Source organism: Halomonas sp. THAF12 (genome assembly GCF_009363675.1).
GTDB lineage: Bacteria > Pseudomonadota > Gammaproteobacteria > Pseudomonadales > Halomonadaceae > Halomonas > Halomonas smyrnensis.
In genome coordinates this window covers 1,479,134-1,502,346 of the sequence record NZ_CP045399.1, presented here as the reverse complement: position 1 = coordinate 1,502,346, position 23,213 = coordinate 1,479,134, and the positions used below count along the sequence as shown (strand labels likewise).

Here is a 23,213-nt window from a genome sequence, read left to right as displayed (position 1 = left end):
TCGTGATAGTGGTGCGTCGGCGATGGCCCGGCCACACCTTATACATAACTTATTAAAAAACCGCTTCTTGTACAATTAGCGGATCAGGGAAAGCGTCATTCTAGCGCAAGGCGCCGCTCGACGCAGTGCCGCGGCGGCCTCGCGGCCGCATGACGGCGACGCCATGTCGCACCGGTCCGACTGGGTGCCGCCGGCGGCTGTGATAGAGTTGAGCCCACCGCGACACTCGACCCGCTGCCTGCCGAGCACCGACATGTTCAAGCCGACGATTCTGCTGATGGCGACCGCCCTGGCCCTGCCGAGCCTGGCCCTGGGCGACACCCTCTCCCTGCCCGCCGATGCCCGGGTGGCCATGGCCCTGGTCGATGACCTGACCCTCGACGCCGAGACCCCGAGCCGCGACAACGTGGTGATGCATCCGGTGCAGAGCGAACGGGGCAGCCACCGCCTCCCCGATTACTGCGTCGTCACCGGCAATGCCCGGCGCGACGGCGAGCGCCTGCGGCTGACCGCCAGCGCCCTGACCTGCGTCGAGACCGCCGGCGCCGACAGCGCCATCTACAGCGGAGAACTCACCGCCGGCGCCTACGACGAGGACGGCGCCTTCGGCCTCGACGCCTGTGCGGACGGCCGCTGCCGGCTGACGCCGGATGACGTCTTCGTGCTGACGCTGACCCGGCCGCTGAGCCTGGAGCAGCAGGCGAATCCGTCCGCGGAGATCAACGCCCGCCGCCGCCAGCACGACGCCGACGAGACCGCCGACCGGCCGTAACCGCCGCTGCGCGTCGCCCGGGCGCGGCTCAGGACAGCCAGCGGGCCGTGCCGTCCAGCTTCAGCCGCTGCTGCTCGAGCTCGCGCAGGTGAGCGTCCCAGTAGCCGGCGTCCGCCAGCCACGGAAACGCCTGCGGGAAGGCCGGATCCTCCCAGCGCGCCACCAGCCAGGCGCTGTGGCGCATCAGCCGCAGCGCGCGCAGCGGCTCCACCAGCGCCAGCTCGCCGCGATCGAAGTCGCGGTGCTGCTCGTAGCCCTCGATCACCTCGGAGAGCTGCATCTGGCGCTCGCCCTCGTCCTCGGCGGTGAGCAGCATCCACAGGTCCTGCACCGCCGGCGCCATCAGGCAGTCGTCGAAGTCCACCAGCGCGAAGTGCTCGTCGCGGCCCAGCATGTTGCCCAGGTGGCAGTCGCCCTGGACCCGCAGCTGTCGCGCCGGCCACTCCCGGGCGCCGAGCGCCTCGATCAGGCCCCGGCTGATGCGCTCGTAGGCCGGGCGCTGATGATCCGTCAGCCAGCGGCTGGCCAGCACGGTTTCGGCGGCCTCCTCGGCCATCGCCCGCGGTGCCAGGTGGCGGCGATGCACGAAGGCCCGGCGCTCGCCCACCGCGTGCACGGCGCCGATGGTCTCGCCGAGGGCGAACAGGTGCTCGGGATTGTCCAGCTCCGGCGCCTGGCCGGGCAGATGGGGAAACAGCGAGAAGCGGAAGTCGTCGTGGCGATGCAGGCTCGCCCCCGCATCATCGCGCCAGGGGGCGGCCACCGTCACGCCGGCCGCCTCGAGCTCGGCCAGGAAGTCGTGCTCCTCCTGGATCCGGGCGTCGCTCCAGCGGTTCGGGCGATAGAACTTGACCACCCAGCGGCGGCGCTCGTCGTCGTGCACCAGGTAGACCCGGTTCTCGTAGCTGTTGAGCGCGAAGGGCTCGCCCGGCAGCCAGAAGCCCAGGGACTCCACCGCCGCCACGACCCGCGCGGGCTCGAGGCGAGCAAAGGGATGAATCGCATCGGTCATGGGCGTTCTCGTCACAGGCAAAACGCCATGGTAACAAAGCCATCCCCAAGACGGCTCCTCGAGGCGGATCCGTCGACAGCCCCCGCCTCTACCGCCTGTCCCGGCGCCCATCGCCACGGATACCGCCGATAGAGAAAGCGGCTAGAAATCGCCCCCGCGCCTGCCCTATGCTCGTGCCTTCATCGGCACGGTGACCGATGCACGTCTTGGACACCCCGGCCGGAGGCACGCCATGGAACTGCTGACCTGGATCACCTATCTCGGCGTGATCGCCGCCCTGATCATCTTCCCCGGCCCGGTGGCCCTGCTCTGCACCAGCCACGGCCTGCGCTTCGGCCGCCGCCGCGCCGCGGCCACCGTGTGCGGCGGCACCCTGGCCTCGCTGGCCCTGATGGTGCTGTCGTCGCTGGGCCTCGGCGCCATCCTGGCCGCCTCGGAGAGCGCCTTCCACGTGCTGAAGCTCGCCGGCGGCGCCTACCTCGTGATCCTCGGCCTTCAGGCCTGGCGGCGCTCCGGCGACGACTCGCCGCTGGACGCCCCGGACACCGCCGCGGCGTCCCCGCCCGCGACCACCTCCGGCCTCCGCCTGTTCCGCCAGGGCTTCCTGGTCGGCATCAGCAACCCCAAGGACCTGCTGTTCTTCGCCGCCCTGTTCCCCAACTTCATCGACGTGGGCGAGCCCCAGCTGTCGCAGTTCGCCATCCTCGCCGCCACCTGGGCGGCGGTCGACCTCAGCCTGATGTGGCTCTACGCCGCCATGGGCTCGGGCCTCGGCCAGTGGTTCCGCCACCCCAGCCGGGCCAGGGGCTTTCATCGCGCCACCGGCGGCCTGTTCATGGCCGCGGGCGGCTCGCTGATCGCCACCTCGCCCTAGACGCCGATTCACGGCGTTTCCCGCGGCGTTCTCGCGATGGCCCAGGCCTCGATATCCTCGGCGCCCGCCCGGCGACAGGCCCGGGCCAGGGCGGCGAGGGTGGCGCCGGTGGTCATGACGTCATCGAGCAGCACCACCCGCGCCGGCAGCGCCCGGGGCACCTCGAAGGCGCCGCGCAGGTTGCCCCGCCGCCCTCGCCGGTCGAGGCCCCGCTGGCTCGGCGTATCCTTCTTGCGCCGGGCCGGGATGAGCGGCACCTCGAGCCTCGCCGCCAGCCGTTCGGCCAGCCAGCGGCCCTGATCGAAGCCGCGCTCCCGGGCGCGTCGCGGATGCAGCGGCACGGCGATCAGCGCCTGGGGCGGCGCGATGCCGGCCTGGCCCGCTTTCATCCCTTCCTCCAGCCCTTCTTCCAGCCCTTCCTCCAGCAGCGTCAGCAGCAGCGTGCCGGCCCGTGGCGAGGCATGGAACTTGAAGCGCTGCATCAGCCCCGCCACCTCGCCCTCGTAGCGCAGCGGCACCCGGGCGCGAAGGTAGGCCGGCGGCCGACGCAGGCAGTGGCCGCAGGGGCGCGGGGTGACAGTGCCCGGGAGCGGCTCGGCGCAGACCGGGCAGGCCGCGCGATTCCAGGGCAGCGCCGCGTGGCAGTCACCGCACCAGGGGCGGCCGGGCGCGCAGGCCGCCAGGCAGAAGGCGCAGCGGCCCGGCAATGCGCGACGCAGCCAGTCGTCAACCTCATGACGCCACAAGGTTGACATGCCGACCTGCCTCCGTACCCTATCGGTCAACTCACGTATTCGTGCCAAGTTGACCATAAGCGAGCCCCTCATGCCTGCCCAGCCCCACGACAACGCCCCGGTTGATCTGACCCTAGCCAGCCGTCCGGACCTTCGCCACGACTGGTCCCTCGAGGAGATCGAGGCGCTGTTCGCGCTGCCCTTCAACGACCTGATGTTCCGCGCCCAGCAGGTCCACCGCGCACACTTCGATCCCAACGCCGTGCAGGTCTCCACCCTGCTGTCGATCAAGACCGGCGCCTGCCCGGAAGACTGCAAGTACTGCCCGCAGTCCGGCCACTACAACACCGGGCTCGGCAAGGAGAAGCTGCTCGAGATCGAGAAGGTGGTGAACCAGGCCAAGGCCGCCAAGGAGGCCGGCGCCAGCCGCTTCTGCATGGGCGCCGCCTGGCGCAGCCCGCGGGAGAAGGACCTCGAGGTGGTGATGGAGATGGTCAGCCAGGTCAAGGCGCTGGGGCTCGAGACCTGCATGACCCTGGGCATGGTCGACGTCGATCAGGCCAAGCGCCTGTCCGAGGCCGGGCTCGACTACTACAACCACAACCTCGATACCTCGCCGGACTACTACGGCGAGATCATCACCACCCGCACCTACGCCGATCGCCTGGAGACGCTTTCCAACGTGCGCGAGGCGGGCATGAAGGTCTGCTCCGGCGGCATCCTCGGCATGGGCGAGGCACCCCGCGACCGCGCCGCCCTGCTCCAGCAGCTGGTGCGCCTGGAACCGCATCCCGAATCCGTGCCGATCAACATGCTGGTCAAGGTGCCGGGCACCCCGATGGAGAACGCCGAGGACCTGGACCCGCTGGAGTTCATCCGTGCCATCGCCGTGGCCCGCATCCTGATGCCGAAGAGCCACGTGCGCCTGTCCGCCGGCCGCGAGCAGATGGACGAGTCCACCCAGGCCATGGCCTTCCTGGCCGGTGCCAACTCGATCTTCTACGGCGACACCCTGCTGACCACCGGCAACCCCCAGGTGGAGCGCGACCGGGCGCTGTTCGACAAGCTCGGCCTGCACCCGGAGCAGCGCGAGACCTGCGCCGACGACGAGAAGACCGAGGCCGCCCTGGAAGCCGCCATGCGCGAGCGCCAGGACGACGCGATGTTCTACGACGCCACCGGAGCCTGATCCCATGGCCGAGACCTGGTCGCGTCGCCTGGCCGAGCGGGCCGAGGCCCGCCGCGCCGAGGGGCTGTGGCGCGCCCGGCCCACCGTGGGGCCGGAGGACGGCCGGCTCGACTTCGCCGGCAACGACTATCTCGGCCTGGCCCGCGACCCGCGCCTCGCCCAGGCCCAGGCCGAGGGCGCGCGGCGCTTCGGCGCCGGCGGCCGGGCCTCGCATCTGGTGTGCGGCCATCAGGAGATCCACGAGGCGCTGGAGCGGCGCCTCGCCGCGCTCACCGGCCGCCCCCGGGCGCTGCTGTTCTCCACCGGCTACATGGCCAACCTGGGCGTGCTGCAGGCGCTGTGCGATCGCCACACGCCGGTCTTCCAGGATCGTCTCAATCACGCCTCGCTGATCGACGGCGCCCGGCTCGCCGGCGCCCCCTCGCGGCGCTTCCACCACCGCGACCTCGATGACCTCGAGCGGCTGCTGGCCCGCGCCCCGAGCGGGGCCCCGGCGCTGGTGATCAGCGACGGCGTGTTCAGCATGGACGGCGACGTGGCCGACGTGGCGGGGCTTTCCGCCACCGCCCGCCGCCACGACGCCTGGCTGATGATCGACGATGCCCACGGCCTGGGCGTGCTCGGCGAGGCCGGCGACGGCTGCGCCGGCCGGGCCTATGGCGTCGACGACGTGCCGGTGCTGGTCGGCACCCTGGGCAAGGCGCTCGGCAGCGCCGGCGCCTTCGTGGCCGGCGACGAGGCGCTGATCGAACATCTCGTGCAGTTCGCCCGGCCCTATGTCTATACCACCGCCCAGCCGCCCGGGGTGGCGGCGGCCACCCTGGCCGCCCTCGACGTGCTGGAGGCCGAGCCCGAGCGCCGCGCCCGGCTGCATGAACGCATCGCGCGCTTCCGCCGCGAGGCCGCCGGCCTCGGCCTGACGCTGGACGAATCGACCACGCCGATCCAGCCGCTGCGCCTCGGCGACAGCGCGCGCACGCTGCGCTGGGCCGCCCGGCTCGGCGACGCGGGCCTACGAGTCGGCGCCATCCGCGCCCCGACGGTGCCGAAAGGCGAGGCGCGGCTGCGCATCACGCTCTCCGCCGCCCACGACGACGACGCCCTGGACGCCCTGCTCGACGGGCTGGCCGCCTGCCGGCGGGAGGAAGGCCCATGAGCGAATCGGCAAACCGGAAGCTGGTGCTGCTCGGCGGCTGGGGCTGCGACGCCCGACTGTGGCAGGCGCTCGACGGGCACTGGCCGAGCGGGCTTACGATCACCGCACCGGACTGGCCGGGCTACGGCGAGCGCGAGGCGCTCGAGGATCCCGCCTCGCTGGACGAACTGGCCGAGGCCATGGCCGGTGAGCTGCCGAGCGACGCCGTCTGGGTCGGCTGGTCGCTGGGCGGCCTGCTGGCCGGCGCCCTGCTCGAGCGGCTGCCCACGCCCCGCGCCCTGGTCCTGCTCGGCATGGGCGAGCGCTTCCCGCATCCCGAAGGCGTCAGCCGCGCCGCCCTGGCCCAGTTTCGCAAGGCCTTCCGGCGCGACCCGGCGGGCACCCACGCCCACTTTCTGCGCTGGCAGCTCGGCGGCGAGCCGTCGCCCCGGGCCGCGCATCAAAGGCTCATCGCCCTGCTCGGCGATGACGCCAGCGCCGACACCGCGACCCTGGCCGCGGGGCTCGCCCAGCTCGGCGAGCTCGACAACGCCGAGCGCCTCGCCTCGCCGCCCTGCCCGGTGCATCGCCTGGCCGGCGAGGCCGACCCGCTGCTGGCCCCGGAAGAGCGCGAGCGGGCCGAGCTGCGACTGCCCGAAGCCGGCCACTGCCCGCTGATCAGCCAGCCGGAACGGCTCGCCCGCGCGCTGGCCGCCATCGCCGTGGCACCCGAGTGCACGACGATCGCCGGGGCCGCCCTGGAGCCCACGCCATGACCGCCCAGCCCAGTCACGCCGTCGACGCCCGCCCCGGGGACGAGCACAACGACCACGGGAATCGCGACTGGCGCGCCCGGGTCGCCCACGCCTTCTCAAGGGCCGCGCCGCATTATCACGAACGCGCCCGGGCCCAGCAGGCCATGGCCGAGCGACTGATCGCGCGGCTGCCCGACCGCGCCGGCGCCGTGCTGGACCTGGGCTGCGGCCCCGGCGACCTGACCGCCGAGCTCGCGCGTCGCTATGGCGATGGCGCCACGATCCACGGCCTCGACCTGGCGCCGGGCATGCTCACCGAGGCCCGACGCCGCCACGGCGAGGGCATCGACTGGCTGTGCGCCGACGCCGCCGACCTGCCGCTGCCGAGCGGCCGCCTCGACCTGGCGGTCTCCAACCTGGCGATCCAGTGGTGCCCGGACCTGGGGGCGGTGCTGGCCGAACTCGCCCGGGTGCTGCGCCCCGGCGGTCGCGCGCTGATCAACACCCTGGCGCCGGGCACGCTTTCCGAGGTCGGCCAGGCCTGGCAGCGCCCCGCCGCCCTGCTCGACTTCCGGGACGCCGGCCACCATCGCCGCGCCGCCCACGAGGCCGGCTTCCGCCGGGTCGAGGTCACGGAGCGCATCGAACGCTTCCACTATCCCGACCTCTCCGCGGTGATGGCCTCGATCAAGGGCGTGGGCGCCCAGGTGGCCCGCGACGGCGCTCGGCTCTCGCGCACCGACGTCGCCCGCGCCGCCCGCCGCTATGAGGCGCTTCGCACCGAGGACGGCCTGCCCGTCTCCTACCACCTTCTGACGCTCGACCTGGAACGCTGAGATGACCGCCTACTTCGTGACCGGCACCGACACCGACGCCGGCAAGACCCTCGTCGCCAGCGGCCTGCTGGCCCGTGCCCGCCGCCGCGGGCTGACCACCCTCGGGCTCAAGCCCGTGGCCTCCGGCTGCGAGGCCACGGCCGAGGGGCTACGCAACATCGACGCCCTGACCCTGCAGGCCCAGAGCGAGCCGGCCACCCCCTACGCCGTCATCAACCCTTACACCTATGCGCCGCCCATCGCCCCGCACCTGGCCGCCAAGCAGGTCGGCGAGCGGCCGACCGTCGACGCCCTGGCCGACCACGCTGCCGCCCCGCTGGCCGAGCGGCGCGGGCTGACGCTGATCGAGGGCGCCGGCGGCTGGCGCGTGCCGCTCAACGATGAGGAGGACCTCGCCGGGCTTGCGCTGCGCCTCGAGCTGCCGGTGATCCTGGTGGTGGGGCTCAAGCTCGGCTGCCTCAATCATGCCCGCCTCAGCGCCGAGTCGATCCGCGCCGACGGCCTGCGCGTGGCCGGCTGGGTGGGCAACCTGATCGACCCCGACTTTTCTGCCGACGACGCCTGCTATCGCGACAACCTGGCCACGCTGGAGCACACCCTGAACGCGCCCTGCCTCGGCATCGTGCCGCGCCTGGACGCCGACACCCCGGACGCCCGCGCCGCCGCGGCCGCCGATCACCTGGAGTTACCCGACGACGATTGACTTGCCGCAAGGCGTCCGTAAAATATGGACGCCTGCCTGACCCGTGCGGATGTGGTGGAATTGGTAGACACGCCAGATTTAGGTTCTGGTGCCTTCGGGCGTGGGAGTTCAAGTCTCCCCATCCGCACCATTCTGATTTGCCTCACGGTCTCGACATCTCGACGACCCTTCCTCGAGGCATTCGATTATCCCCTGTGACCAGATTGTGACTTAGCCGTCGACAATTCTTTGGCCATTTCTTCTCGATCTTTCCGGCCTCTTATCAATAAGCGTCAAGCCGTTCGATTTTGTCGATAAGCCGTGCGGCCAGCTCATGCTTGCCCACACCGGCGTGCAACTCACGATGGCAATTCGGGCACAAGGCGATGGCGTTTTCCACGATATCGGGACCACCATCCGCCAAGCGTTTGAGATGATGCACCTCCAAGAAGAGGCTGCCATCCTCGCGAGTAAAAGGCGCGGGCGAATCGCAGCATTCGCAGACGCCATCGGCCTTCGTCAGCACCCACGCTACCACGGCGGGCTCGCGCTCATAGACCGTTGTGTTGACCGCTTTTTTGTCAGGCACCAGCCGTCCCGTCGGCGATGTCGACGCGTTATCGCGATACAGGCCTCGTTGTTCGTTGACTTCGGTTGCGAACGTGGCCGATGCCGAGGGTTGATGCCCTTCCACCTCGGCGATTAAGGCTTCCAATCGGGCCACGATATTAACGCCGACATTGCCCGCCGGCTTCAGCCCTGCGATCCAAGTACGTCCCTGCAGCGCGTAGACATGAGAGATGTTTTGAGCCCGATATTCGAAGGCCTTGGCAGCCCTGCCGAACCGCTTCTCTAGCGTCCGGTAATAACGGGCCTTGATCACTCGTTCGCCCCGGCGCTGCTTATCCAGCATCTCGACATAGGCCTCGACGGAAGCCTTGAGCTCCTCATCGCTCCATGGCGTCGGCATCCCGCATTCCTTATCGGTAATGGATACGACACCATAGAGTAAGAGATTACTAATGTTAAACGCCAACGCTCGCATGTCGCACCACCCGACCGGACCGTCACACCACACGGTCGCCGCCTTGTCGATGCGAGACGCGCGGTAGCCTCATGAAATACGCCGCTGCCCTGAGGTCAACATGCCGGAGGCAGGGCCTGCTCCACACTCTTGGGTTTTCCCTACTGTCCGACCGACCCCCACCGACATGGCGAACATCCGGCCTACCATCGAAGCCCCCTCACTCGCGCTTAGCGGTCAGCCCCGTGCTCAGGCACACCACAGTCAACACCTTCATAACCACAAGGTTTACATGTAAGGTATGCGCCATCCGGCCGCCGGTGCCTTGCGTGCATCGGCGGCGCCCTACACGCATGCCCCGGAGGCCCGATGACATCCCCCGTCTGGCACCCCTACTCCCATCTCAAGACCCAGACCCCGTCACCCAAGGTGGTCGGCGGCGACGGGCCGCGCTTCACCCTGGATACCGGCGAGTCGCTGCTCGACGCCACCTGCTCCTGGTGGTGCATGATCCACGGCTATCGCCATCCGCGGCTGGTCGAGGCCATCCAGCGCCAGGCCGACGAGCTGTGCCACGTGATGCTGGGCGGGCTGACCCACGAGCCGGCCGACCGCCTGGCCCGCGAGCTGGTGCGTGTCACGCCGGAAGGCCTGAACCACGTGTTCTTCTCCGACAGCGGCTCGGTGGGCATGGAAGTGGCCATGAAGATGGCCGTGCAGTACCACTACCTGCGCGGCAAGCCGGCCAAGCACCGCATGCTGACGCTGATGAAGGCCTACCACGGCGACACCGCCGGCTGCATGGCGGTGTGCGATCCCGAGGAAGGCATGCACTCGCTATTCGCGGGCTTCCTGCCGCAGCACCACTTCGCCCCCGCGCCCACCGCCGGCTTCGATGCCAGCCGCGACGAGGTGCAGGCCGATCTCGACGCCCTGCGCGGCGTGCTGGAGGCCCATCACGGGGAGATCGGCGCGCTGCTGATGGAGCCGCTGCTGCAGGCGGCCGGCGGGCTCAACATGACCTCGCCCCACTACCTGCGCGGCGCCCGCGAGCTGTGCGACGAGTTCGACGTGCTGCTGATCTTCGACGAGGTGGCCACCGGCTTCGGCCGCACCGGCAGGATGTTCGCCGCCGATCATGCCGACGTGACGCCGGACATCATGGTGCTGTCCAAGGGCCTGACCGGCGGCTATCTGGGCCACGCCGCGACGCTGGCCACCGACCGCGTCCACGATGCCTTCATCGGCGACAGCGAGCTGCACGCCTTCATGCACGGCCCGACCTTCATGGGCAATCCGCTGGCCTGCCGCGTCGCGCTGGAGAGCCTGGCGGTGTTCGAGGAGGACGACTACCTCGGGCGCATCGAGGCGCTGAACGGCGTGCTGCGCGAGGAACTGGTGGACGACGAGGCGCTGCGCGCCCACCCGGACGTGGCCGACGTGCGCGCGCTCGGCGCCACCGCGGTGATCGAGGTCCACGACCCCGAATCGCTCAAGGGGGCGGCCGACTTCGCCCGCACCCAGGGCGTGTGGCTGCGCTCCTTCGGCCGCTGGCTGTACACCATGCCCGCCTACATCACCCCGCACGACGACATGCGTCGCATCACCGGCGCCATGAAGGGCTGGTTCCTGTCCCGGGAACGCTGACGCGTCCCGTTCGGCCTCGGGCTGGCACTCGCCGCGGCGGCGTGTCAGCCTTGGGCAAACCTTCAGGGATGACGAGACCCATGAGCCTGAGCAAGACCCGCACCAGCTTCTACCGCCGCCTCTACGTGGCCCACCTGATCGCCACCGGCACCGCCAGCGTGCCGGCGATCATGGAGGCCACGGGCATGCCGCGACGCACGGCCCAGGACACCATCACCGCGCTGGCCGAGCTCGACATCCACTGCGAGTTCGTGCCCGAACCCGGCCAGCGCCACAACATCGGTCACTATGTCATCCAGGACTGGGGCCCCATCGCCCCCGACTGGGTGACCAGCCACGCCGAGATGCTGCGCCAGGCCCTGGGCTATCCCCCGCGCGACCCGGCCCGCTGATCGCGCACCGATGCCCCCGGCACGGCGTGACGCCTCGTCATGCAAGACGACATTTGTCGGGGGGCTATCGGGTAGCGCAACACAGGCACCCAGCGCCGGGAGGCTGCCAGGCGGATCGATCCGGCAGGATCGCCATCGCCGAACGCGGCCACCGCCCCCCCTCGACGCAAACACCCCCAGGCCGGCGCCCGGGGGTGTTTGACTGCTCACGGTGACGCCCCCACTCACTGCATGCGAATGCCGCCGTCCAGGCGGATCACCTCGCCGTTGAGCATCGGATTGGTGATGATCTGCTCGGCCAGGCGGGCGTACTCCCCGGGCCGCCCCAGCCGTTTGGGGAACGGCACCGCCGCCGAGAGCGCCTCCACGGCGGCCTCGGGCAGGTCTTCCATCATCGGCGTCTCGAACACCCCCGGGGCGATGGCCATCACCCGGATGCCGTGGCGCGAGAGCTCCCGGGCCGCCGGCAGGCTCATGCCCACCACCCCGGCCTTGGAAGCGCTGTAGGCACACTGCCCCACCTGGCCGTCGAAGGCCGCCACCGAGGCGGTGTTGACGATCACCCCGCGCTCGCCGTCCTCCCCCGGGGCGTTCCCTGCCATGGCCGCCGCCGCCAGGCGCATCACGTTGAAGGTGCCGACCAGGTTGATCTGCTGGGTGCGGGCATAGTCGTCGAGGTCGGCCGGATTCCCCTCGCGGTCGAGCAGCTTGGCCACGCTGACCACGCCGGCGCAGTGCACCACGCCGGCAAGGCCTGCCTCGCCGCCGTGGGCCACGGCGGCGTCCACCGCGGCCCGGATGTCATCGGCCGAGGTCACGTCGCCGCGCACGGCGATGGCCGCCGCGCCCAGCCGCTCGGCCAGGGCCTCGATGCCCTCGCTCAGGTCGCACAGGGTCACGCGGCCGCCCGCCGCCACCAGCCGCTCGGCGGTGGCCGCACCCAGCCCGGAGGCGGCGCCGGTGATCAGAAAGGCGTTGTCCTTCACTTGCATGGTCATGTCTCCACGGTCAGGGGGCGACCGCCGCCTTGTCGGCGGCGTCCGCGCGCAGCTTGAAGCGCTGGATCTTGCCGCTGGGGGTCTTGGGCAGGGCGTCGACGAACTCGATCGCTCGCGGGAAGGCGTGAGTCGAGAGCCGCTCGCGCACCTGCTGGCGAATCTCCTCGGCCAGCGACTCGCTGGGCTCATGCTCGTCGCGCAGCACCACGTAGGCGCGGATGATCTCGCCGCGCAGCGCGTCGGGCTGGCCGACGGCGGCGGACTCGGCCACCGCCGGGTGCGTCAGCACGGAGTTCTCCACGTCGGTGGGGCCGACGCGATAGCCCGAGGTGGTGATGATGTCGTCGTTGCGCCCGGCGAACTGGAAGGTGCCGTCCTCGTGGCCGATCACCACGTCGCCGGTCAGGTAGTAGCCGTCAATGAAAGGATCCTTCTCCTGCCAGGTATAGCCGGCGAAGAAGTGCGCCGGCGAGCGGGCGATGTCCACCGCCAGCACCCCGGGCTCGCCCGGCGGCAGCTCGCGGCCCTCGGCGTCGAGAATCGCCAGCCGATAGCCGGGCAGCGGCGCGCCCATGCCGCCATGGGGGCGGGGATGATCCAGCGCATGGTGATTGCAGCAGGTCATGCCGGTCTCGGTCTGGCCGTAGTGATCCATCACCGGGCAGCCCAGCGTGCGCTCCACCCAGCCCACCACCTCGGTATTGAGCGGCTCGCCCGCCGAGCTGGCGCGCCTCAGTGCGAGGCGCGCGCCGGCCTCGTCGAACAGTCCCGAGGCCTTCATCAGCCGGTAGGCGGTGGGCGCGGCGGCGAAGTTGGTGATGCCGTGGCGCTGCAGGAAGTCCCGCGCCACCTCGGCGCCGAAGCCCGCCTCGCAGAAGTGGGTGGTCGCGCCCAGCAGCAGCGGCCCGGTGATGGCGTAATAGAGCCCATAGGCCCAGCCGGGATCGGCCATGTTCCAGAAGCGGTCGTCTCGCTCCAGGCCCACGGCCAGCTCCATGTAGAGCGCGAAGGCCGGTAGCGCCGAGAGCGGCACGGCCACGCCCTTGGGCTTGCCCACGGTGCCGGAGGTGAACATCTGCAGGAAGGGCGCGTCCGGCGCCTGGCGCGGGGGCGGCGTGGCGATGGGCGCGTGCGCGAGGGCGGCGGCCCAGTCGTGATCGACACCATGCGCGGCATCAACGCCGCCCACCGCGAGCACCGGCGGGTACTCGGCCAGGCCGTCGAACTTGGCCCGGTTGGCGGGATCGGTGATCACCAGCCGCGTTCCGGCCCGCGCGAGGCGATAGCCGACCGAGTCCGGCCCGAAGGCGGTGAACAGCGGCTGGTAGACCGCGCCGATGCGCCAGGCGGCGAGCACCGCGATCAACAGCGCCGGCGTGCGCGACAGCATCCCGGCGATGCGATCGCCCTCGCCCAGGCCCTGGTCGGCGAACCAGCCGGCCAGGCGCTCGCTGGCCGTCGCCAGCTCGGCGTAGCTCAGGGGGGTGACGCGGCCCTCGGCATCTTCATGCACCAGCGCCGTGGTCGCCCCGCGCCCTTCGCGCAGGTGGCGGCCGCAGCAGGCCTCGAAGGCGTTGAGGCGGCCGTCGGCGTGATCGTCGAGCCGGGCGCTCACGGCTTCGACGGAGAAGGTCTCGAGATAGGTGGCGAGAGAGGTGGCGAGTGAGGTGGCAGGATCGGCAAGCGTCTCGGGCGTGCTCATGGAAGGCCTCCGTGACGGACGCCCGGGCATCGGCCCCGGAACGCCCGCGGGTTGTTGTTATGCCTGTGCGGGTCGCGGCCGGCGCGCCGCCATTATTCCGTTGACGTAAACGTCAACTTGTCGCCGTACTGATCACGCTAGAGGTTTCCGCCGGGCGGGGCAAGAAGCGAGGGAGGCTCGAGCGCTAGACCATGGTCGAGCCCGCCCCAGCGCGGGCCCTGGCTCGGCCCTCGGCGCACCGTCTCGGCGTTCTGGTCTCAGCCCCGGGGCGCCATCAGCATGGCCACCAGCTCGCGGCCCAGCTCCTCGGGGGAGCGCTCGCCCTCGGGGTCGTACCAGCGCACCGTCCAGTTGAGCGCGCCCATCACGAAGCGCGAGACCAGGAAGCGGTCGCCGTGAATCAGCCCGGCGGCCAGGGCCTCGTCGATGACCGCCTCCCACAGCGCCTCGTAGGCATCGCGCAGGTGGCCGAGATGGGCGCGGGCGTCGTCGTCCAGGCGGCGCCATTCGTAGAGCGCCACGACGTGGGCATTGCGGTCGGTGAGCAGGGTCTCCAGGTGGGCGCGGGCCATGGCCTGCAACCTCGCCTGTGGATCGCGGTCGCATGATTCGAGGGCCGCATGGGCGATCGCCAGGGCGTTGCGGGTGCCCTCCTCGATCACCGCGGCCAGGATCTCCTGCTTGTCGCGGAAGTGATGGAAGAGGCTCCCCGACTTGATGCCCATCTCCTCGGCCAGCATGCGCACCGTGGTCCGATCGAAGCCCTCCTGCACGAACAGCTGGGCGGCCTGGCGGGTGAGCTCCTTGCGACGCGGGGAGTCATTCATTACATTCATCGACATTCACACTAGCGCTTGCTTGGTTAGCTCGAGAGAACCATAGCCCCATCGGCGGGTCAACGCGCCCGCCGTCCTCCCACATAACAATCCCTATCGGGAGCCACGCCATGAGTGATTCACGCGAGATCGTCTTCCTTTCCGCCGCCCGCACGCCGATGGGCGGCCTGCTGGGCGGCCTCTCCCGCCTGAGCGCCCCGGAACTCGCCGCCACCGCCATCCGGGCGGCCGTCGAGCGCGCCGGCATCGACGCCGCCGCCATCGACGAGGGCTTCATGGGCTGCGTGCTGCCCGCCGGCGTCAAGCAGGGCCCGGCCCGACAGGCGATGCGCCAGGCCGGCATCCCTGACGCCGTCGGCGCCACCACCGTCAACAAGCTGTGCGGCTCGGGCATGAAGGCCACCATGCTGGCCCATGACCTGATACGCGCCGGCGCCGGCGAGCTGATGCTGGCCGGCGGCATGGAGTCGATGTCCAACGCGCCCCACGTGCTGCCCAAGGCGCGTTCGGGCTACCGCCTGGGCCACGGCGAGCTGAAGGATCACATGTTCCTCGACGGCCTGGAGGACGCCGAGACCGGCCAGCTGATGGGCGGCTTCGCCCAGCAGATCGCCGACGCCCGCGGCTATTCCCGCGAGCGCATGGACGACTTCGCCATCGCCTCGCTGGAACGTGCCATGGAGGCCACCAACGCCGGTCATCTGGCCGCGGAAATGGCGCCGGTCACCGTCGCCAGCCGCCACGGCGAGAACCTGGTCGAGCACGACGAGCAGCCGTTTCAGGCCAGGCTCGACAAGATCCGCGACCTGCGCCCTGCCTTCGCCAGGGACGGCACCATCACCGCCGCCAACGCGAGCTCGATCTCCGACGGCGCCTCGGCGCTGATACTGGCCAGCCGGGAATGCGCGAGCCGCCTGGGCGCACGCCCGATCGCCCGCATGCTCGGCCACAGCACCCACTCGCGTCACCCGAGCGAGTTCACCATCGCCCCGGTGGGCGCCATCGACACGCTGATGAAGCGGCTCGACTGGGGCGTGGACGACGTCGACCTGTTCGAGATCAACGAGGCCTTCGCCGTGGTCACCCTGATGGCCATGGACGACCTCGGCCTGCCCCACGAGAAGGTCAACGTCTTCGGCGGCGCCTGCGCCCAGGGCCATCCCATCGGCTCCACCGGCTCGCGGATCATCGCTACCCTGATCCACGCCCTGCGCACCACCGGCGGCCGACGCGGCATCGCCAGCCTGTGCATCGGCGGCGGCGAGGCCACCGCCGTCGCCGTGGAGCTGATCGACTGACGCCTCGGCTCTGCTGCCCCAGGCGCCCGCCTCACGGGCGGGCGCCCTCATTGGCGCGGCGCCGGCGGCCGTGGGCGGGGCACTGGTGGCGATGCCGATGATGCTCGCCCTGATGCGCCTCGCCGATGCCACGCGACGGCCGTTGCCTTGAAGGCAAGCGTCATCATCCGCCCCCCATGCCGCCGAGGTGTCCCGGGTGCCATTGAGACGCCGCAGAGAGCTCGGCAAGATGACGTCAAGGAGGACATGCCATGCCCCACTATCTGATCTTTATCGGCACCGCGCGCGACTCGACGCCCCCCGCACCGGCTCGGCTGGGCCTCAGGGTGGCCCGTGCCTGCCAGCGACTGCTCGAGGCCGACGGCGCCTCGGTCGAGCTGATCGATCCGCTGGAGCTCGAGTTAGGCGCGGTCTTCAAGCCGCACTTCGCCTACACGAGGTCGCAGGTACCCGATGCGCTGGATGCCCTCGCCGACAGGATCGCCGCCGCCGACGGCTACGTGATGGTGAGTCCGGAGTACAATCACGCCATGAGTCCGGCCCTGGCGCATCTGCTGAACCACTTCGGCAGCTCGCTCTATGCCTTCAAGCCCAGCGCCATCGTGACCTACTCGGCCGGCCAATGGGGCGGCGCCAGGGCCGCGGTCAACATGCGCACCTTCCTGGCGGAGCTGGGCTGCCTGCCGGTCTCGGCCATGATTCATGTCCCCCATGCCCAGCAGGCGCTGGAGGAAGACGGCCGATTTCACGACGACACGGAGCGCTGGGTCGACTATTTCGGCCGCACCCTGGGCCAGCTGGGCTGGTGGGCACAGGCCGCTGCCCGTTACCGGGAGGTGGCCGACCCCCAGCGGATCAGCCCCGCGTTCCGCGAGGCCCCCTCACAGCGTAACGCCCCTGACGACGGAGCCTGACATGCAGCCGCATGTTCTCGGGGTGCACGAGGGCCTGCCGATCCGATTCGTGAGGAATCTCGATCACGGCGTGACAGCGGGCGTCGTCGGGCAAGGCGGTCAGGTTGACGCTGATCGCCCCCCGCTCCCCGCCACCCGGCTCCGCGGAGGGGCAACGCCATCTCCCCGGGCGTGGGCGTGAACGTCGACGGGGGGAACGCCCTCTTCGCTGCGCTCGGGGGCTGCATCGATGGGAGGAGGATCCGCTCATCGCCTCACCTCGGACAGGCGCGAGGCCTTGTCGTGCTCAGCAAAGCGCGGTTCGACGCTCGGGCCGGTTGCCCATCCGCGCCAGGCGCGCACACACCCGTTCGAGCTGCGTGGCTCGCCCCTCGGCCGCCGCCGCCAGGGTGGCCATGACCCACCCCGGTAGGCTAGCCTCGATCCCGTAGTAGACCCACTGGCCCTCGCGGCGATCCTCGAGCAGGCCGCACTGGCGCAGCTGCGCCAGGTGCCGCGACACCTTGGGCTGCGAGAGCTCCAGGGCGTGGGTCATTTCGCAGACACAAAGCTCCTGCTCGCGCAGCACGAGCAGCGTGAGCATCAGGCGAGTCTCGTCGCCCAGGCACTTGAAGACACGGACCGGGTCCAGCGACATCAGGGTTTCTCCAGGGAGTATCGACATGATTCTACGCGACGAGGGTCGGGGCGCGCAGCACGCCCCGCGGCAAGGCGAGCGGCCGGGGAGGCGCCCATGAGCCGCCTCCTGCGCCGCCATCCCCTCGCCGTGATCGTGCTGGCCCAGCTCTGCGGCACCTCGCTCTGGTTCTCGGTCAACGGCGTGGGCCTCTCGCTGGCCCGCGACCTCGGCTTCACCGAGGCCGACCTCGGCGGGCTGACGCTGGCCGTCCAGGCCGGCTTCATCCTCGGCACCCTGGCCATCGCCGCCAGCGGCCTGGCCGACCGCTTCCGGGCCAGCCGGCTCTTCGCCGCCTCCTGCCTGCTCGGCGCACTGATCAACGCCGGCTTCGTGCTGGCCGCCGAGCACGCCACCGCCGGCCTGCTGCTGCGCTTCGCCACCGGCCTGTGCCTGGCCGGCATCTACCCCCTGGGCATGAAGCTCGTGATCGGCTGGACGCCGACCCACAAGGGGGCGGCCCTGGCCTGGCTGGTCGGCATGCTGACGCTGGGCACCGCCCTGCCCCACCTGCTGCGGGGCTCGACCCCGGGGCTGCCGTGGGCGTGGCCGCTGCTCGGCGCCTCGCTGCTGGCACTGGCGGGTGGCGCGGCCATCTACCGCCTCGGCGACGGTCCGCACCTGCCACCCCCGGCCGGCCCCACCCGGCTGCGGGAGGGCCTGGCGGGACTTCGCGCGCCGCGCTTTCGTGCCGTGGCGGGTGGCTACTTCGGGCACTGCTGGGAGCTCTACGCCCTGTGGATGCTGACGCCCTTCCTGGTGGCGAGAGAGCTTGAGCGCCTGGCGGCCCCCATGGACCTGGTGCCGTGGCTCGCCTTCGGGGTCATCGCCCTGGGGCTGGTCGGCTGCGTGGGGGGCGGCGAGCTGAGCCGCCGGCTGGGCAGCCTCTGGGTCGCCCGGTGGGCGCTGGCCGTCTCGGGGCTGACCTGCCTGGCCTACCCGCTGCTGGCCTGGGCGCCGCCCGGCCTGCTGCTCGCGCTGCTCGCCGTCTGGGGGCTCACGGTGATCGCCGACTCGCCCCAGTTCTCGGCCCTGGCCGCGGCCACCGCGCCCCACGCCCGGGTCGGCTCGACGCTCTCGGTGATGAACGCCGTGGGCTTCGCCCTGACCCTCCCGGCGATCTCGCTGACCTCGAGCCTGTGGGCCGCCCAGGGCCCCTGGGTGCTGTGGTGGCTGCTGCCGGGGCCGGCGCTGGGGCTCTGGGCGCTGCGTGGCCTGACCGAGACCGCGCCCCGACAGGCACCGCGCGCCGCCCCCTGAGCGGCTCGCGCCCCGACCTCAGCGGGGCGTGGCCTCCCGCGGCAGGGCCAGGGCCATCAGCGCACTGGCGGCCACCAGGGCGGACGAGATCCCGAGGCAGGCGGCGAGCCCGAAGGCCTGGTAGACCCAGCCGGAGAGCAGCGTGCCGGCGAGGCGGCCCATGGCGTTGGCCATGTAGTAGAAGCCCACGTCCATGGAGACGCCATCGGCGCGGGCATAGTGGACGATCAGGTAGCTGTGCCAGCTCGAGTTGACCGCGAACAGCACGCCGAAGGCGAGCAGCCCCACCACCAGCCAACCCACCTGGGCCAGCGGCAGCAGCGCCAGCAGGGCCGGCAGGCCGGCCAACGCCAGGGCCCAGAAGGCGGTGATCCCCCGAGCGCCGCCCTTGACCAGGCCGGTCAGGCGCGGCGCCTGGGTCTGTACCCCGCCGTAGCCGATCACCCACAGCGCCAGCAGGCCGCCCACGGTCCAGTGGCTCCAGCCATGCTGATCGTAGAGGAAGACCGGCAGGGCCACCACGAACCAGACATCCCGCGAGGCAAACAGGCACAGGCGAGCCGCCGACAGGACGTTGATCGCCTTCGAGGTGGAGAACATCTCGCCGAACGCCGGCTTGCGCTTCTGCCGCCCCAGATCGGCCTTGAGCCGCACGAGCGACAGCACCAGCACGCCCGCCAGCATCAGCGCCATGGCGATCACAGCGCCACGGAAGCCGATCAGGGTCAGCAGCACCCCGCCCAGGAAGAAGCCGGCGCCCTTGAGCGCGTTCTTGGAGCCGGTCAGGATCGCCACCCAGCGATAGAGCGCGGAGCCGGCACTGGGGCTGTCCTTGGGCACCAGCACCTTGACCGCGCTCTTGGCGCTCATCTTGTTGAGGTCCTTGGCGATCCCCGACAGCGCCTGGGCGGCCATGACCCAGGGCACGGTCAGCGCCGTGGCCGGCACCATCAGCATGGCCAGCGCCACGATCTGCAGCCCTAGCCCCATGTTCATGGTGCGGTTCAGCCCGAGCCTCGCCCCGAGCCAGCCGCCCACCAGGTTGGTGATCACGCCGAAGGCCTCGTAGAAGAGGAACAGCAGCGCCACCTCCAGCGGCGAGTAGCCCAGCTGGTGGAAATGCAGCACCACCAGCATGCGCAGGGCACCGTCGGTGAGGGTGAAGGCCCAGTAGTTGCCGGTGATCAGCAGATACTGGCGCACCTCGAAGGGCAACGCCTTCAGCCGGGCGATGACCTCAGACATCGGCCGTCGACTCCCTGCCGACCGTCGCTCGTCCTGCCTTGAGCGCCAGCTCGACGGTGCGGTTGGCGTAGCCCCACTCGTTGTCGTACCAGGCGTAGAGCTTCAGCTGGGTGCCGTTGACCACCATGGTGGACGGGGCGTCGACGATGGCGCTGCGCGGGTCGGTGCGATAGTCGATGGAGACCAGCGGGCGCGCCTCATAGCCGAGGATGCCGGCGAGCGGGCCCTCCGCCGCGGCCTTGAGCGCCGCATTGACCGCCTCCACCGTGGTCTCGCGCTCGAGCTCGAAGACCATGTCGGTCAGCGAGGCGTTGGCCAGCGGCACGCGGACGGCATGGCCGTTCAGCTTGCCCTCGAGCTCGGGGAAGATGGCGGTGATGGCCTTGGCCGAGCCGGTGGTGGTCGGGATCAGGCTCATGCCGCAGGCCCGGGCGCGACGCAGGTCCTTGTGGGGGGCGTCGAGGATGGTCTGGGTGTTGGTGATGTCGTGCACCGTGGTCATGGAGCCGTGGCGGATGCCGAAGGTCTCCTGAATCACCTTGACCACCGGGGCCAGGCAGTTGGTGGTGCAGCTCGCGGCGGTGACGATGCGGTGGCGAGCGGGATCGAAGGCGCCGTCGTTGACGCCCATCACCACGTTGAGCACGCCGTCCTCCTTGACCGGCGCGCTGACCACCACCCGGTCCACGCCCTGGTCGAGGTAGGCCTGAAGCTTGTCGGTGGTCTTCATGTGGCCGGAGCACTCCAGGGCCACGTCGCAGCCGGACCAGTCGGCGGCGGCGATGGTGTCATGGCCGCTGAAGGCGATGCGCCGGCCGTCGATCACCAGCGCCTCGGCCTCGGCCTGGATGCCCTGCCCCGGGGACCAGTGGCCGTGCACCGAGTCGAATTCCAGCAGGTGGGCGAAGGTGGCGGCGTCGCCGCCCGGGTCGTTGAGGCGTGCGATGACCACCTCGCCGGCCTCGACGCGCGGCCACAGGCTGCGCAGCGCGAGACGGCCGATGCGGCCGAAGCCGTTGATGCCGATGGACAGGGTCATGGTCGCTCTCCTGATCGTGAATGATGTCGTCGCCAATATATATGACAAACCATATATATTCGAGATCGATGACACCTCGATGACAGCCGCAAACGACGACGGGGAGGCCACTGGCCTCCCCGTCGAACCGTCACACGCGCGTGGCGCTTAGCCGTAGCGGCCGGTGATGTAGTCCTCGGCCTTCTTGGTGGCCGGGTTGGAGAACATGGTCTGGGTATCGTTGTACTCGATCAGCTCGCCCAGGTGGAAGAAGGCGGTGTAGTCGGCGACCCGCGCGGCCTGCTGCATGTTGTGGGTCACGGTGATGATGGTGAACTGCTGCTTCAGCTTGTCCATCAGGTCCTCGATGGTCGCCGTGGAGATCGGGTCCAGGGCCGAGGTCGGCTCGTCCATCAGGATGACCTCGGGCTGGACCGCGATGGCCCGGGCGATGCACAGGCGCTGCTGCTGGCCGCCGGACAGCGAGGTGCCGGGCTCGTAGAGCTTGTCCTTGACCTCTTCCCACAGGCCGGCGTCACGCAGCGCGCGCTCCACCAGCTCGTCGACGTCGGCCTTGCGGCTCACCAGGTCGTGCATGCGCGGCGCGTAGGCGACGTTGTCGTAGATCGACTTGGGGAAGGGATTCGGCTTCTGGAACACCATGCCGACCCGGCGGCGCAGGGCCACCTCGTCCATCTTGGGCTCGTTGACGTCGCGACCGTCCATCGAGATCAGGCCCTCGATGCGCACGCTGGGGATCAGGTCGTTCATGCGGTTGAGGCAGCGCAGGAAGGTCGACTTGCCGCAGCCGGACGGCCCGATCAGCGCCGTGACGTTCTTCTGGAAGACGTCGACGTTGATGTTCTTGAGGGCCTGGTTGTCGCCATACCAGAGGTTCAGGTCGCGCACTCGCACGCTCAGCTCGTGATTGGCGTTCTCGTTGCGTACCACCGGTTCACCGGCACTGTGTCCGCTCATGGGGCCCATCTTCCGCTCGGAAACGTGAATGTTCATCTTGGCATATCCTGTGTCTGGCCGCGGGACTTACCAGCGACGCTCGAATTTCTTGCGCAGCACCACGGCGGTGGCGTTGAGAGAGATCAGCACGGCCAGCAGCACCAGAATGCCTCCCGATGTCTTCTCGATAAAGGCGCGCTCGGGCTCACCCGCCCAGGTGAAGATCTGCGCCGGCAGCACCGTGGCCGCCTCGCTGAAGGACGCGGTGACGTCGGGGATGAAGGCCACCATGCCGACGATGATCAGCGGCGCGGTCTCGCCCATGGCCTGGGCCAGGCCGATGATCGAGCCGGTCATGATGCCCGGCAGGGCCAGCGGCAGGACATGGTCGCGCACCACCTGCCAGCGCGAGCAGCCGACCCCGAAGGCGGCGTGGCGAATGGAATCCGGCACGCTGCGCAGCGCGGTGCGGGTGGAGATGATGATCACCGGCAGCGTCATCAGCGCCAGCGTCAGGCCGCCGACCACCGGCGAGGAGCGCGGCACGCCGAAGAAGTTGATGAAGATCGCCAGGCCCAGCAGACCGAACAGGATCGAGGGGATCGCCGCCAGGTTGTTGATGTTGATCTCGATCAGCTGGGTGAAGCGGTTGTCCGGGGCGAACTCCTCGAGGTACACCGCGGTCATCACGCCGATCGGGAAGGACACCGCCAGCGTCACCAGCAGGGTCATCACCGTGCCCATGGCCGCCGAGGCGATGCCGGCGAGCTCCGGCATCTTGGAATCGCCGCTGGTGAAGAAGGTGGTGTTGAAGCTCAGCTCGGCGCGGCCCTCGGCCTGCAGCCGGTCCACCACCTCCTGCTCGCTGTCGCTCAGGCGGGTGTGATGCCCCTTGAGGTACTGATCGACCTGGCTGTCGGCCAGCACCCACTCCATGCGCGTGGTGCCGAGCAGCTCGGCGTTGTCTTCCATGCGGCCGGGAATCAGGCGCAGGTAGCCGCGGCTGACCAGCGGGCGCACGTCCTCCTGGACGGCGGCCAGCGGCAGCTGGCTGGCCTGCTCGCTGTAGTCGACCTCGACCTGGATCTGGGCCTGCTGAAAGGCCGGCAGGCCCTTGATCATCATGTCGGTGAAGAACAGCACCAGGAACAGCCCGGCCAGGCCCAGGGCCCCCATGGACATCCACTTCAGGCGCGCGGACTTGCGGTGACGACGCCGGAGCTGGGCGCTGATCTCGTCGAAGGATTGGCTCATCGG

Annotated in this window: 24 protein-coding genes and 1 tRNA gene; 13 read left to right on the top strand and 12 right to left on the bottom strand. The window is 70.3% G+C overall.

Features of this window, described 5'->3' with window-relative positions; all coding sequences use genetic code 11:
- The first annotated feature begins 253 nt into the window (after positions 1-253).
- Complete coding sequence (locus FIU88_RS06870) at positions 254-772, top strand: hypothetical protein (RefSeq protein WP_152478663.1); 519 nt, start codon at positions 254-256, stop codon at positions 770-772.
- Between the two features lie 28 nt (positions 773-800).
- Here FIU88_RS06870 and FIU88_RS06865 read toward each other — a convergent pair whose 3' ends face one another.
- A complete protein-coding gene (locus FIU88_RS06865) occupies positions 801-1,784 on the bottom strand; it encodes a serine/threonine protein kinase (RefSeq protein ID WP_152478662.1) in 984 nt (327 codons plus the stop codon).
- Between the two features lie 232 nt (positions 1,785-2,016).
- Between FIU88_RS06865 and FIU88_RS06860 the strand changes: the two genes are divergently transcribed.
- Positions 2,017-2,658, top strand: coding sequence for a LysE family translocator (locus tag FIU88_RS06860; protein WP_152478661.1), 642 nt, complete (start codon positions 2,017-2,019; stop codon positions 2,656-2,658).
- An 8-nt stretch (positions 2,659-2,666) separates the two neighbouring features.
- Here FIU88_RS06860 and FIU88_RS06855 read toward each other — a convergent pair whose 3' ends face one another.
- On the bottom strand, positions 2,667-3,413 hold the full coding sequence (locus FIU88_RS06855) for a ComF family protein (RefSeq protein WP_253742781.1): 747 nt from the start codon (positions 3,411-3,413) through the stop codon (positions 2,667-2,669).
- Between the two features lie 70 nt (positions 3,414-3,483).
- Between FIU88_RS06855 and bioB the strand changes: the two genes are divergently transcribed.
- The 6 genes from bioB (at position 3,484) to FIU88_RS06825 (ending at position 8,140) form a co-directional block, all read left to right on the top strand.
- The gene (bioB, locus tag FIU88_RS06850; protein ID WP_172977673.1) at positions 3,484-4,581 is read left to right on the top strand and encodes a biotin synthase BioB; all 1,098 of its coding nucleotides are present in this window, start codon (positions 3,484-3,486) and stop codon (positions 4,579-4,581) included.
- A 4-nt stretch (positions 4,582-4,585) separates the two neighbouring features.
- A complete protein-coding gene (gene bioF, locus FIU88_RS06845) occupies positions 4,586-5,737 on the top strand; it encodes an 8-amino-7-oxononanoate synthase (RefSeq protein WP_152478660.1) in 1,152 nt (383 codons plus the stop codon).
- The gene (locus tag FIU88_RS06840) at positions 5,734-6,492 is read left to right on the top strand and encodes an alpha/beta fold hydrolase (RefSeq protein ID WP_152478659.1); all 759 of its coding nucleotides are present in this window, start codon (positions 5,734-5,736) and stop codon (positions 6,490-6,492) included. Before bioF ends, FIU88_RS06840 begins: the two co-directional genes overlap by 4 nt.
- Positions 6,489-7,307, top strand: coding sequence for a malonyl-ACP O-methyltransferase (locus tag FIU88_RS06835; RefSeq protein WP_152478658.1), 819 nt, complete (start codon positions 6,489-6,491; stop codon positions 7,305-7,307). Before FIU88_RS06840 ends, FIU88_RS06835 begins: the two co-directional genes overlap by 4 nt.
- A gap of 1 nt (position 7,308) precedes the next feature.
- Positions 7,309-8,010: a dethiobiotin synthase gene (gene bioD / locus FIU88_RS06830; RefSeq protein ID WP_152478657.1), complete on the top strand. Its 702-nt coding sequence runs from the start codon at positions 7,309-7,311 to the stop codon at positions 8,008-8,010.
- A gap of 45 nt (positions 8,011-8,055) precedes the next feature.
- Positions 8,056-8,140: transfer RNA gene (locus FIU88_RS06825), tRNA-Leu, on the top strand.
- 132 nt (positions 8,141-8,272) lie between these two features.
- On the opposite strand, the gene FIU88_RS06820 is transcribed toward FIU88_RS06825, so the two are convergent.
- Positions 8,273-8,959 (bottom strand): HNH endonuclease signature motif containing protein, encoded by a 687-nt coding sequence (locus FIU88_RS06820; protein WP_152478656.1) that lies wholly within the window; start codon positions 8,957-8,959, stop codon positions 8,273-8,275.
- Positions 8,960-9,382: 423 nt separating this feature from the next.
- Between FIU88_RS06820 and bioA the strand changes: the two genes are divergently transcribed.
- Together bioA and FIU88_RS06810 are read left to right on the top strand one after the other, a co-directional pair.
- Complete coding sequence (bioA, locus tag FIU88_RS06815; RefSeq protein WP_152478655.1) at positions 9,383-10,660, top strand: adenosylmethionine--8-amino-7-oxononanoate transaminase; 1,278 nt, start codon at positions 9,383-9,385, stop codon at positions 10,658-10,660.
- An 80-nt stretch (positions 10,661-10,740) separates the two neighbouring features.
- The gene (locus FIU88_RS06810) at positions 10,741-11,052 is read left to right on the top strand and encodes a helix-turn-helix domain-containing protein (protein WP_016856312.1); all 312 of its coding nucleotides are present in this window, start codon (positions 10,741-10,743) and stop codon (positions 11,050-11,052) included.
- Between the two features lie 224 nt (positions 11,053-11,276).
- Here FIU88_RS06810 and FIU88_RS06805 read toward each other — a convergent pair whose 3' ends face one another.
- The 3 genes from FIU88_RS06805 to FIU88_RS06795 form a co-directional block, all read right to left on the bottom strand.
- On the bottom strand, positions 11,277-12,044 hold the full coding sequence (locus FIU88_RS06805; RefSeq protein ID WP_152478654.1) for an SDR family NAD(P)-dependent oxidoreductase: 768 nt from the start codon (positions 12,042-12,044) through the stop codon (positions 11,277-11,279).
- 16 nt (positions 12,045-12,060) lie between these two features.
- On the bottom strand, positions 12,061-13,752 hold the full coding sequence (locus FIU88_RS06800) for an AMP-binding protein (RefSeq protein ID WP_152478653.1): 1,692 nt from the start codon (positions 13,750-13,752) through the stop codon (positions 12,061-12,063).
- Between the two features lie 257 nt (positions 13,753-14,009).
- Positions 14,010-14,579: a TetR/AcrR family transcriptional regulator gene (locus tag FIU88_RS06795; RefSeq protein WP_016856308.1), complete on the bottom strand. Its 570-nt coding sequence runs from the start codon at positions 14,577-14,579 to the stop codon at positions 14,010-14,012.
- A gap of 119 nt (positions 14,580-14,698) precedes the next feature.
- On the opposite strand from FIU88_RS06795, the gene FIU88_RS06790 reads away from it, so the two are divergent.
- Positions 14,699-15,886 (top strand): acetyl-CoA C-acyltransferase, encoded by a 1,188-nt coding sequence (locus tag FIU88_RS06790; RefSeq protein ID WP_152478652.1) that lies wholly within the window; start codon positions 14,699-14,701, stop codon positions 15,884-15,886.
- A gap of 251 nt (positions 15,887-16,137) precedes the next feature.
- A complete protein-coding gene (locus FIU88_RS06785; protein ID WP_016856306.1) occupies positions 16,138-16,800 on the top strand; it encodes an NADPH-dependent FMN reductase in 663 nt (220 codons plus the stop codon).
- Here the strand turns inward: FIU88_RS06785 and FIU88_RS19560 are convergent.
- Positions 16,742-17,050: an SIP domain-containing protein gene (locus tag FIU88_RS19560; RefSeq protein ID WP_152478651.1), complete on the bottom strand. Its 309-nt coding sequence runs from the start codon at positions 17,048-17,050 to the stop codon at positions 16,742-16,744. The genes FIU88_RS06785 and FIU88_RS19560 overlap by 59 nt on opposite strands.
- Before the next feature lie 36 nt (positions 17,051-17,086).
- On the bottom strand, positions 17,087-17,437 hold the full coding sequence (locus FIU88_RS06775; protein WP_016856305.1) for a metalloregulator ArsR/SmtB family transcription factor: 351 nt from the start codon (positions 17,435-17,437) through the stop codon (positions 17,087-17,089).
- A gap of 96 nt (positions 17,438-17,533) precedes the next feature.
- Here FIU88_RS06775 and FIU88_RS06770 point away from each other — a divergent pair, with 96 nt between their 5' ends.
- The gene (locus tag FIU88_RS06770; RefSeq protein ID WP_152478650.1) at positions 17,534-18,736 is read left to right on the top strand and encodes an MFS transporter; all 1,203 of its coding nucleotides are present in this window, start codon (positions 17,534-17,536) and stop codon (positions 18,734-18,736) included.
- Between the two features lie 18 nt (positions 18,737-18,754).
- Here the strand turns inward: FIU88_RS06770 and arsJ are convergent, their stop codons facing one another.
- The 4 genes from arsJ to pstA form a co-directional block, all read right to left on the bottom strand.
- Complete coding sequence (gene arsJ, locus FIU88_RS06765; RefSeq protein WP_016856303.1) at positions 18,755-19,981, bottom strand: organoarsenical effux MFS transporter ArsJ; 1,227 nt, start codon at positions 19,979-19,981, stop codon at positions 18,755-18,757.
- A complete protein-coding gene (locus FIU88_RS06760; RefSeq protein ID WP_016856302.1) occupies positions 19,974-21,020 on the bottom strand; it encodes an ArsJ-associated glyceraldehyde-3-phosphate dehydrogenase in 1,047 nt (348 codons plus the stop codon). The genes arsJ and FIU88_RS06760 overlap by 8 nt, the downstream gene beginning before the upstream one ends.
- Before the next feature lie 147 nt (positions 21,021-21,167).
- A complete protein-coding gene (pstB, locus tag FIU88_RS06755) occupies positions 21,168-21,950 on the bottom strand; it encodes a phosphate ABC transporter ATP-binding protein PstB (protein WP_040478648.1) in 783 nt (260 codons plus the stop codon).
- 93 nt (positions 21,951-22,043) lie between these two features.
- A complete protein-coding gene (pstA, locus tag FIU88_RS06750) occupies positions 22,044-23,210 on the bottom strand; it encodes a phosphate ABC transporter permease PstA (RefSeq protein WP_152478649.1) in 1,167 nt (388 codons plus the stop codon).
- Between the last annotated feature and the right edge of the window lie 3 nt (positions 23,211-23,213).

What these genes read in the sequence shown, in the direction of transcription:
- FIU88_RS06865 (WP_152478662.1), bottom strand. Translation starts at nt 1,784, where the DNA reads ATGACCGATGCGATTCATCCCTTTGCTCGCCTCGAGCCCGCGCGGGTC.
- FIU88_RS06785 (WP_016856306.1), top strand. Translation starts at nt 16,138, where the DNA reads ATGCCCCACTATCTGATCTTTATCGGCACCGCGCGCGACTCGACGCCC.
- FIU88_RS06870 (WP_152478663.1), top strand. Translation starts at nt 254, where the DNA reads ATGTTCAAGCCGACGATTCTGCTGATGGCGACCGCCCTGGCCCTGCCG.
- pstA (WP_152478649.1), bottom strand. Translation starts at nt 23,210, where the DNA reads ATGAGCCAATCCTTCGACGAGATCAGCGCCCAGCTCCGGCGTCGTCAC.
- FIU88_RS06795 (WP_016856308.1), bottom strand. Translation starts at nt 14,579, where the DNA reads ATGAATGACTCCCCGCGTCGCAAGGAGCTCACCCGCCAGGCCGCCCAG.
- bioB (WP_172977673.1), top strand. Translation starts at nt 3,484, where the DNA reads ATGCCTGCCCAGCCCCACGACAACGCCCCGGTTGATCTGACCCTAGCC.
- bioF (WP_152478660.1), top strand. Translation starts at nt 4,586, where the DNA reads ATGGCCGAGACCTGGTCGCGTCGCCTGGCCGAGCGGGCCGAGGCCCGC.
- FIU88_RS06835 (WP_152478658.1), top strand. Translation starts at nt 6,489, where the DNA reads ATGACCGCCCAGCCCAGTCACGCCGTCGACGCCCGCCCCGGGGACGAG.
- FIU88_RS06760 (WP_016856302.1), bottom strand. Translation starts at nt 21,020, where the DNA reads ATGACCCTGTCCATCGGCATCAACGGCTTCGGCCGCATCGGCCGTCTC.
- FIU88_RS06805 (WP_152478654.1), bottom strand. Translation starts at nt 12,044, where the DNA reads ATGCAAGTGAAGGACAACGCCTTTCTGATCACCGGCGCCGCCTCCGGG.
- FIU88_RS06855 (WP_253742781.1), bottom strand. Translation starts at nt 3,413, where the DNA reads ATGTCAACCTTGTGGCGTCATGAGGTTGACGACTGGCTGCGTCGCGCA.
- bioD (WP_152478657.1), top strand. Translation starts at nt 7,309, where the DNA reads ATGACCGCCTACTTCGTGACCGGCACCGACACCGACGCCGGCAAGACC.
- FIU88_RS06810 (WP_016856312.1), top strand. Translation starts at nt 10,741, where the DNA reads ATGAGCCTGAGCAAGACCCGCACCAGCTTCTACCGCCGCCTCTACGTG.
- FIU88_RS06860 (WP_152478661.1), top strand. Translation starts at nt 2,017, where the DNA reads ATGGAACTGCTGACCTGGATCACCTATCTCGGCGTGATCGCCGCCCTG.
- FIU88_RS06775 (WP_016856305.1), bottom strand. Translation starts at nt 17,437, where the DNA reads ATGTCGCTGGACCCGGTCCGTGTCTTCAAGTGCCTGGGCGACGAGACT.
- arsJ (WP_016856303.1), bottom strand. Translation starts at nt 19,981, where the DNA reads ATGTCTGAGGTCATCGCCCGGCTGAAGGCGTTGCCCTTCGAGGTGCGC.
- FIU88_RS06800 (WP_152478653.1), bottom strand. Translation starts at nt 13,752, where the DNA reads ATGAGCACGCCCGAGACGCTTGCCGATCCTGCCACCTCACTCGCCACC.
- FIU88_RS06770 (WP_152478650.1), top strand. Translation starts at nt 17,534, where the DNA reads ATGAGCCGCCTCCTGCGCCGCCATCCCCTCGCCGTGATCGTGCTGGCC.
- FIU88_RS06790 (WP_152478652.1), top strand. Translation starts at nt 14,699, where the DNA reads ATGAGTGATTCACGCGAGATCGTCTTCCTTTCCGCCGCCCGCACGCCG.
- FIU88_RS19560 (WP_152478651.1), bottom strand. Translation starts at nt 17,050, where the DNA reads ATGAGCGGATCCTCCTCCCATCGATGCAGCCCCCGAGCGCAGCGAAGA.
- bioA (WP_152478655.1), top strand. Translation starts at nt 9,383, where the DNA reads ATGACATCCCCCGTCTGGCACCCCTACTCCCATCTCAAGACCCAGACC.
- FIU88_RS06840 (WP_152478659.1), top strand. Translation starts at nt 5,734, where the DNA reads ATGAGCGAATCGGCAAACCGGAAGCTGGTGCTGCTCGGCGGCTGGGGC.
- FIU88_RS06820 (WP_152478656.1), bottom strand. Translation starts at nt 8,959, where the DNA reads ATGCCGACGCCATGGAGCGATGAGGAGCTCAAGGCTTCCGTCGAGGCC.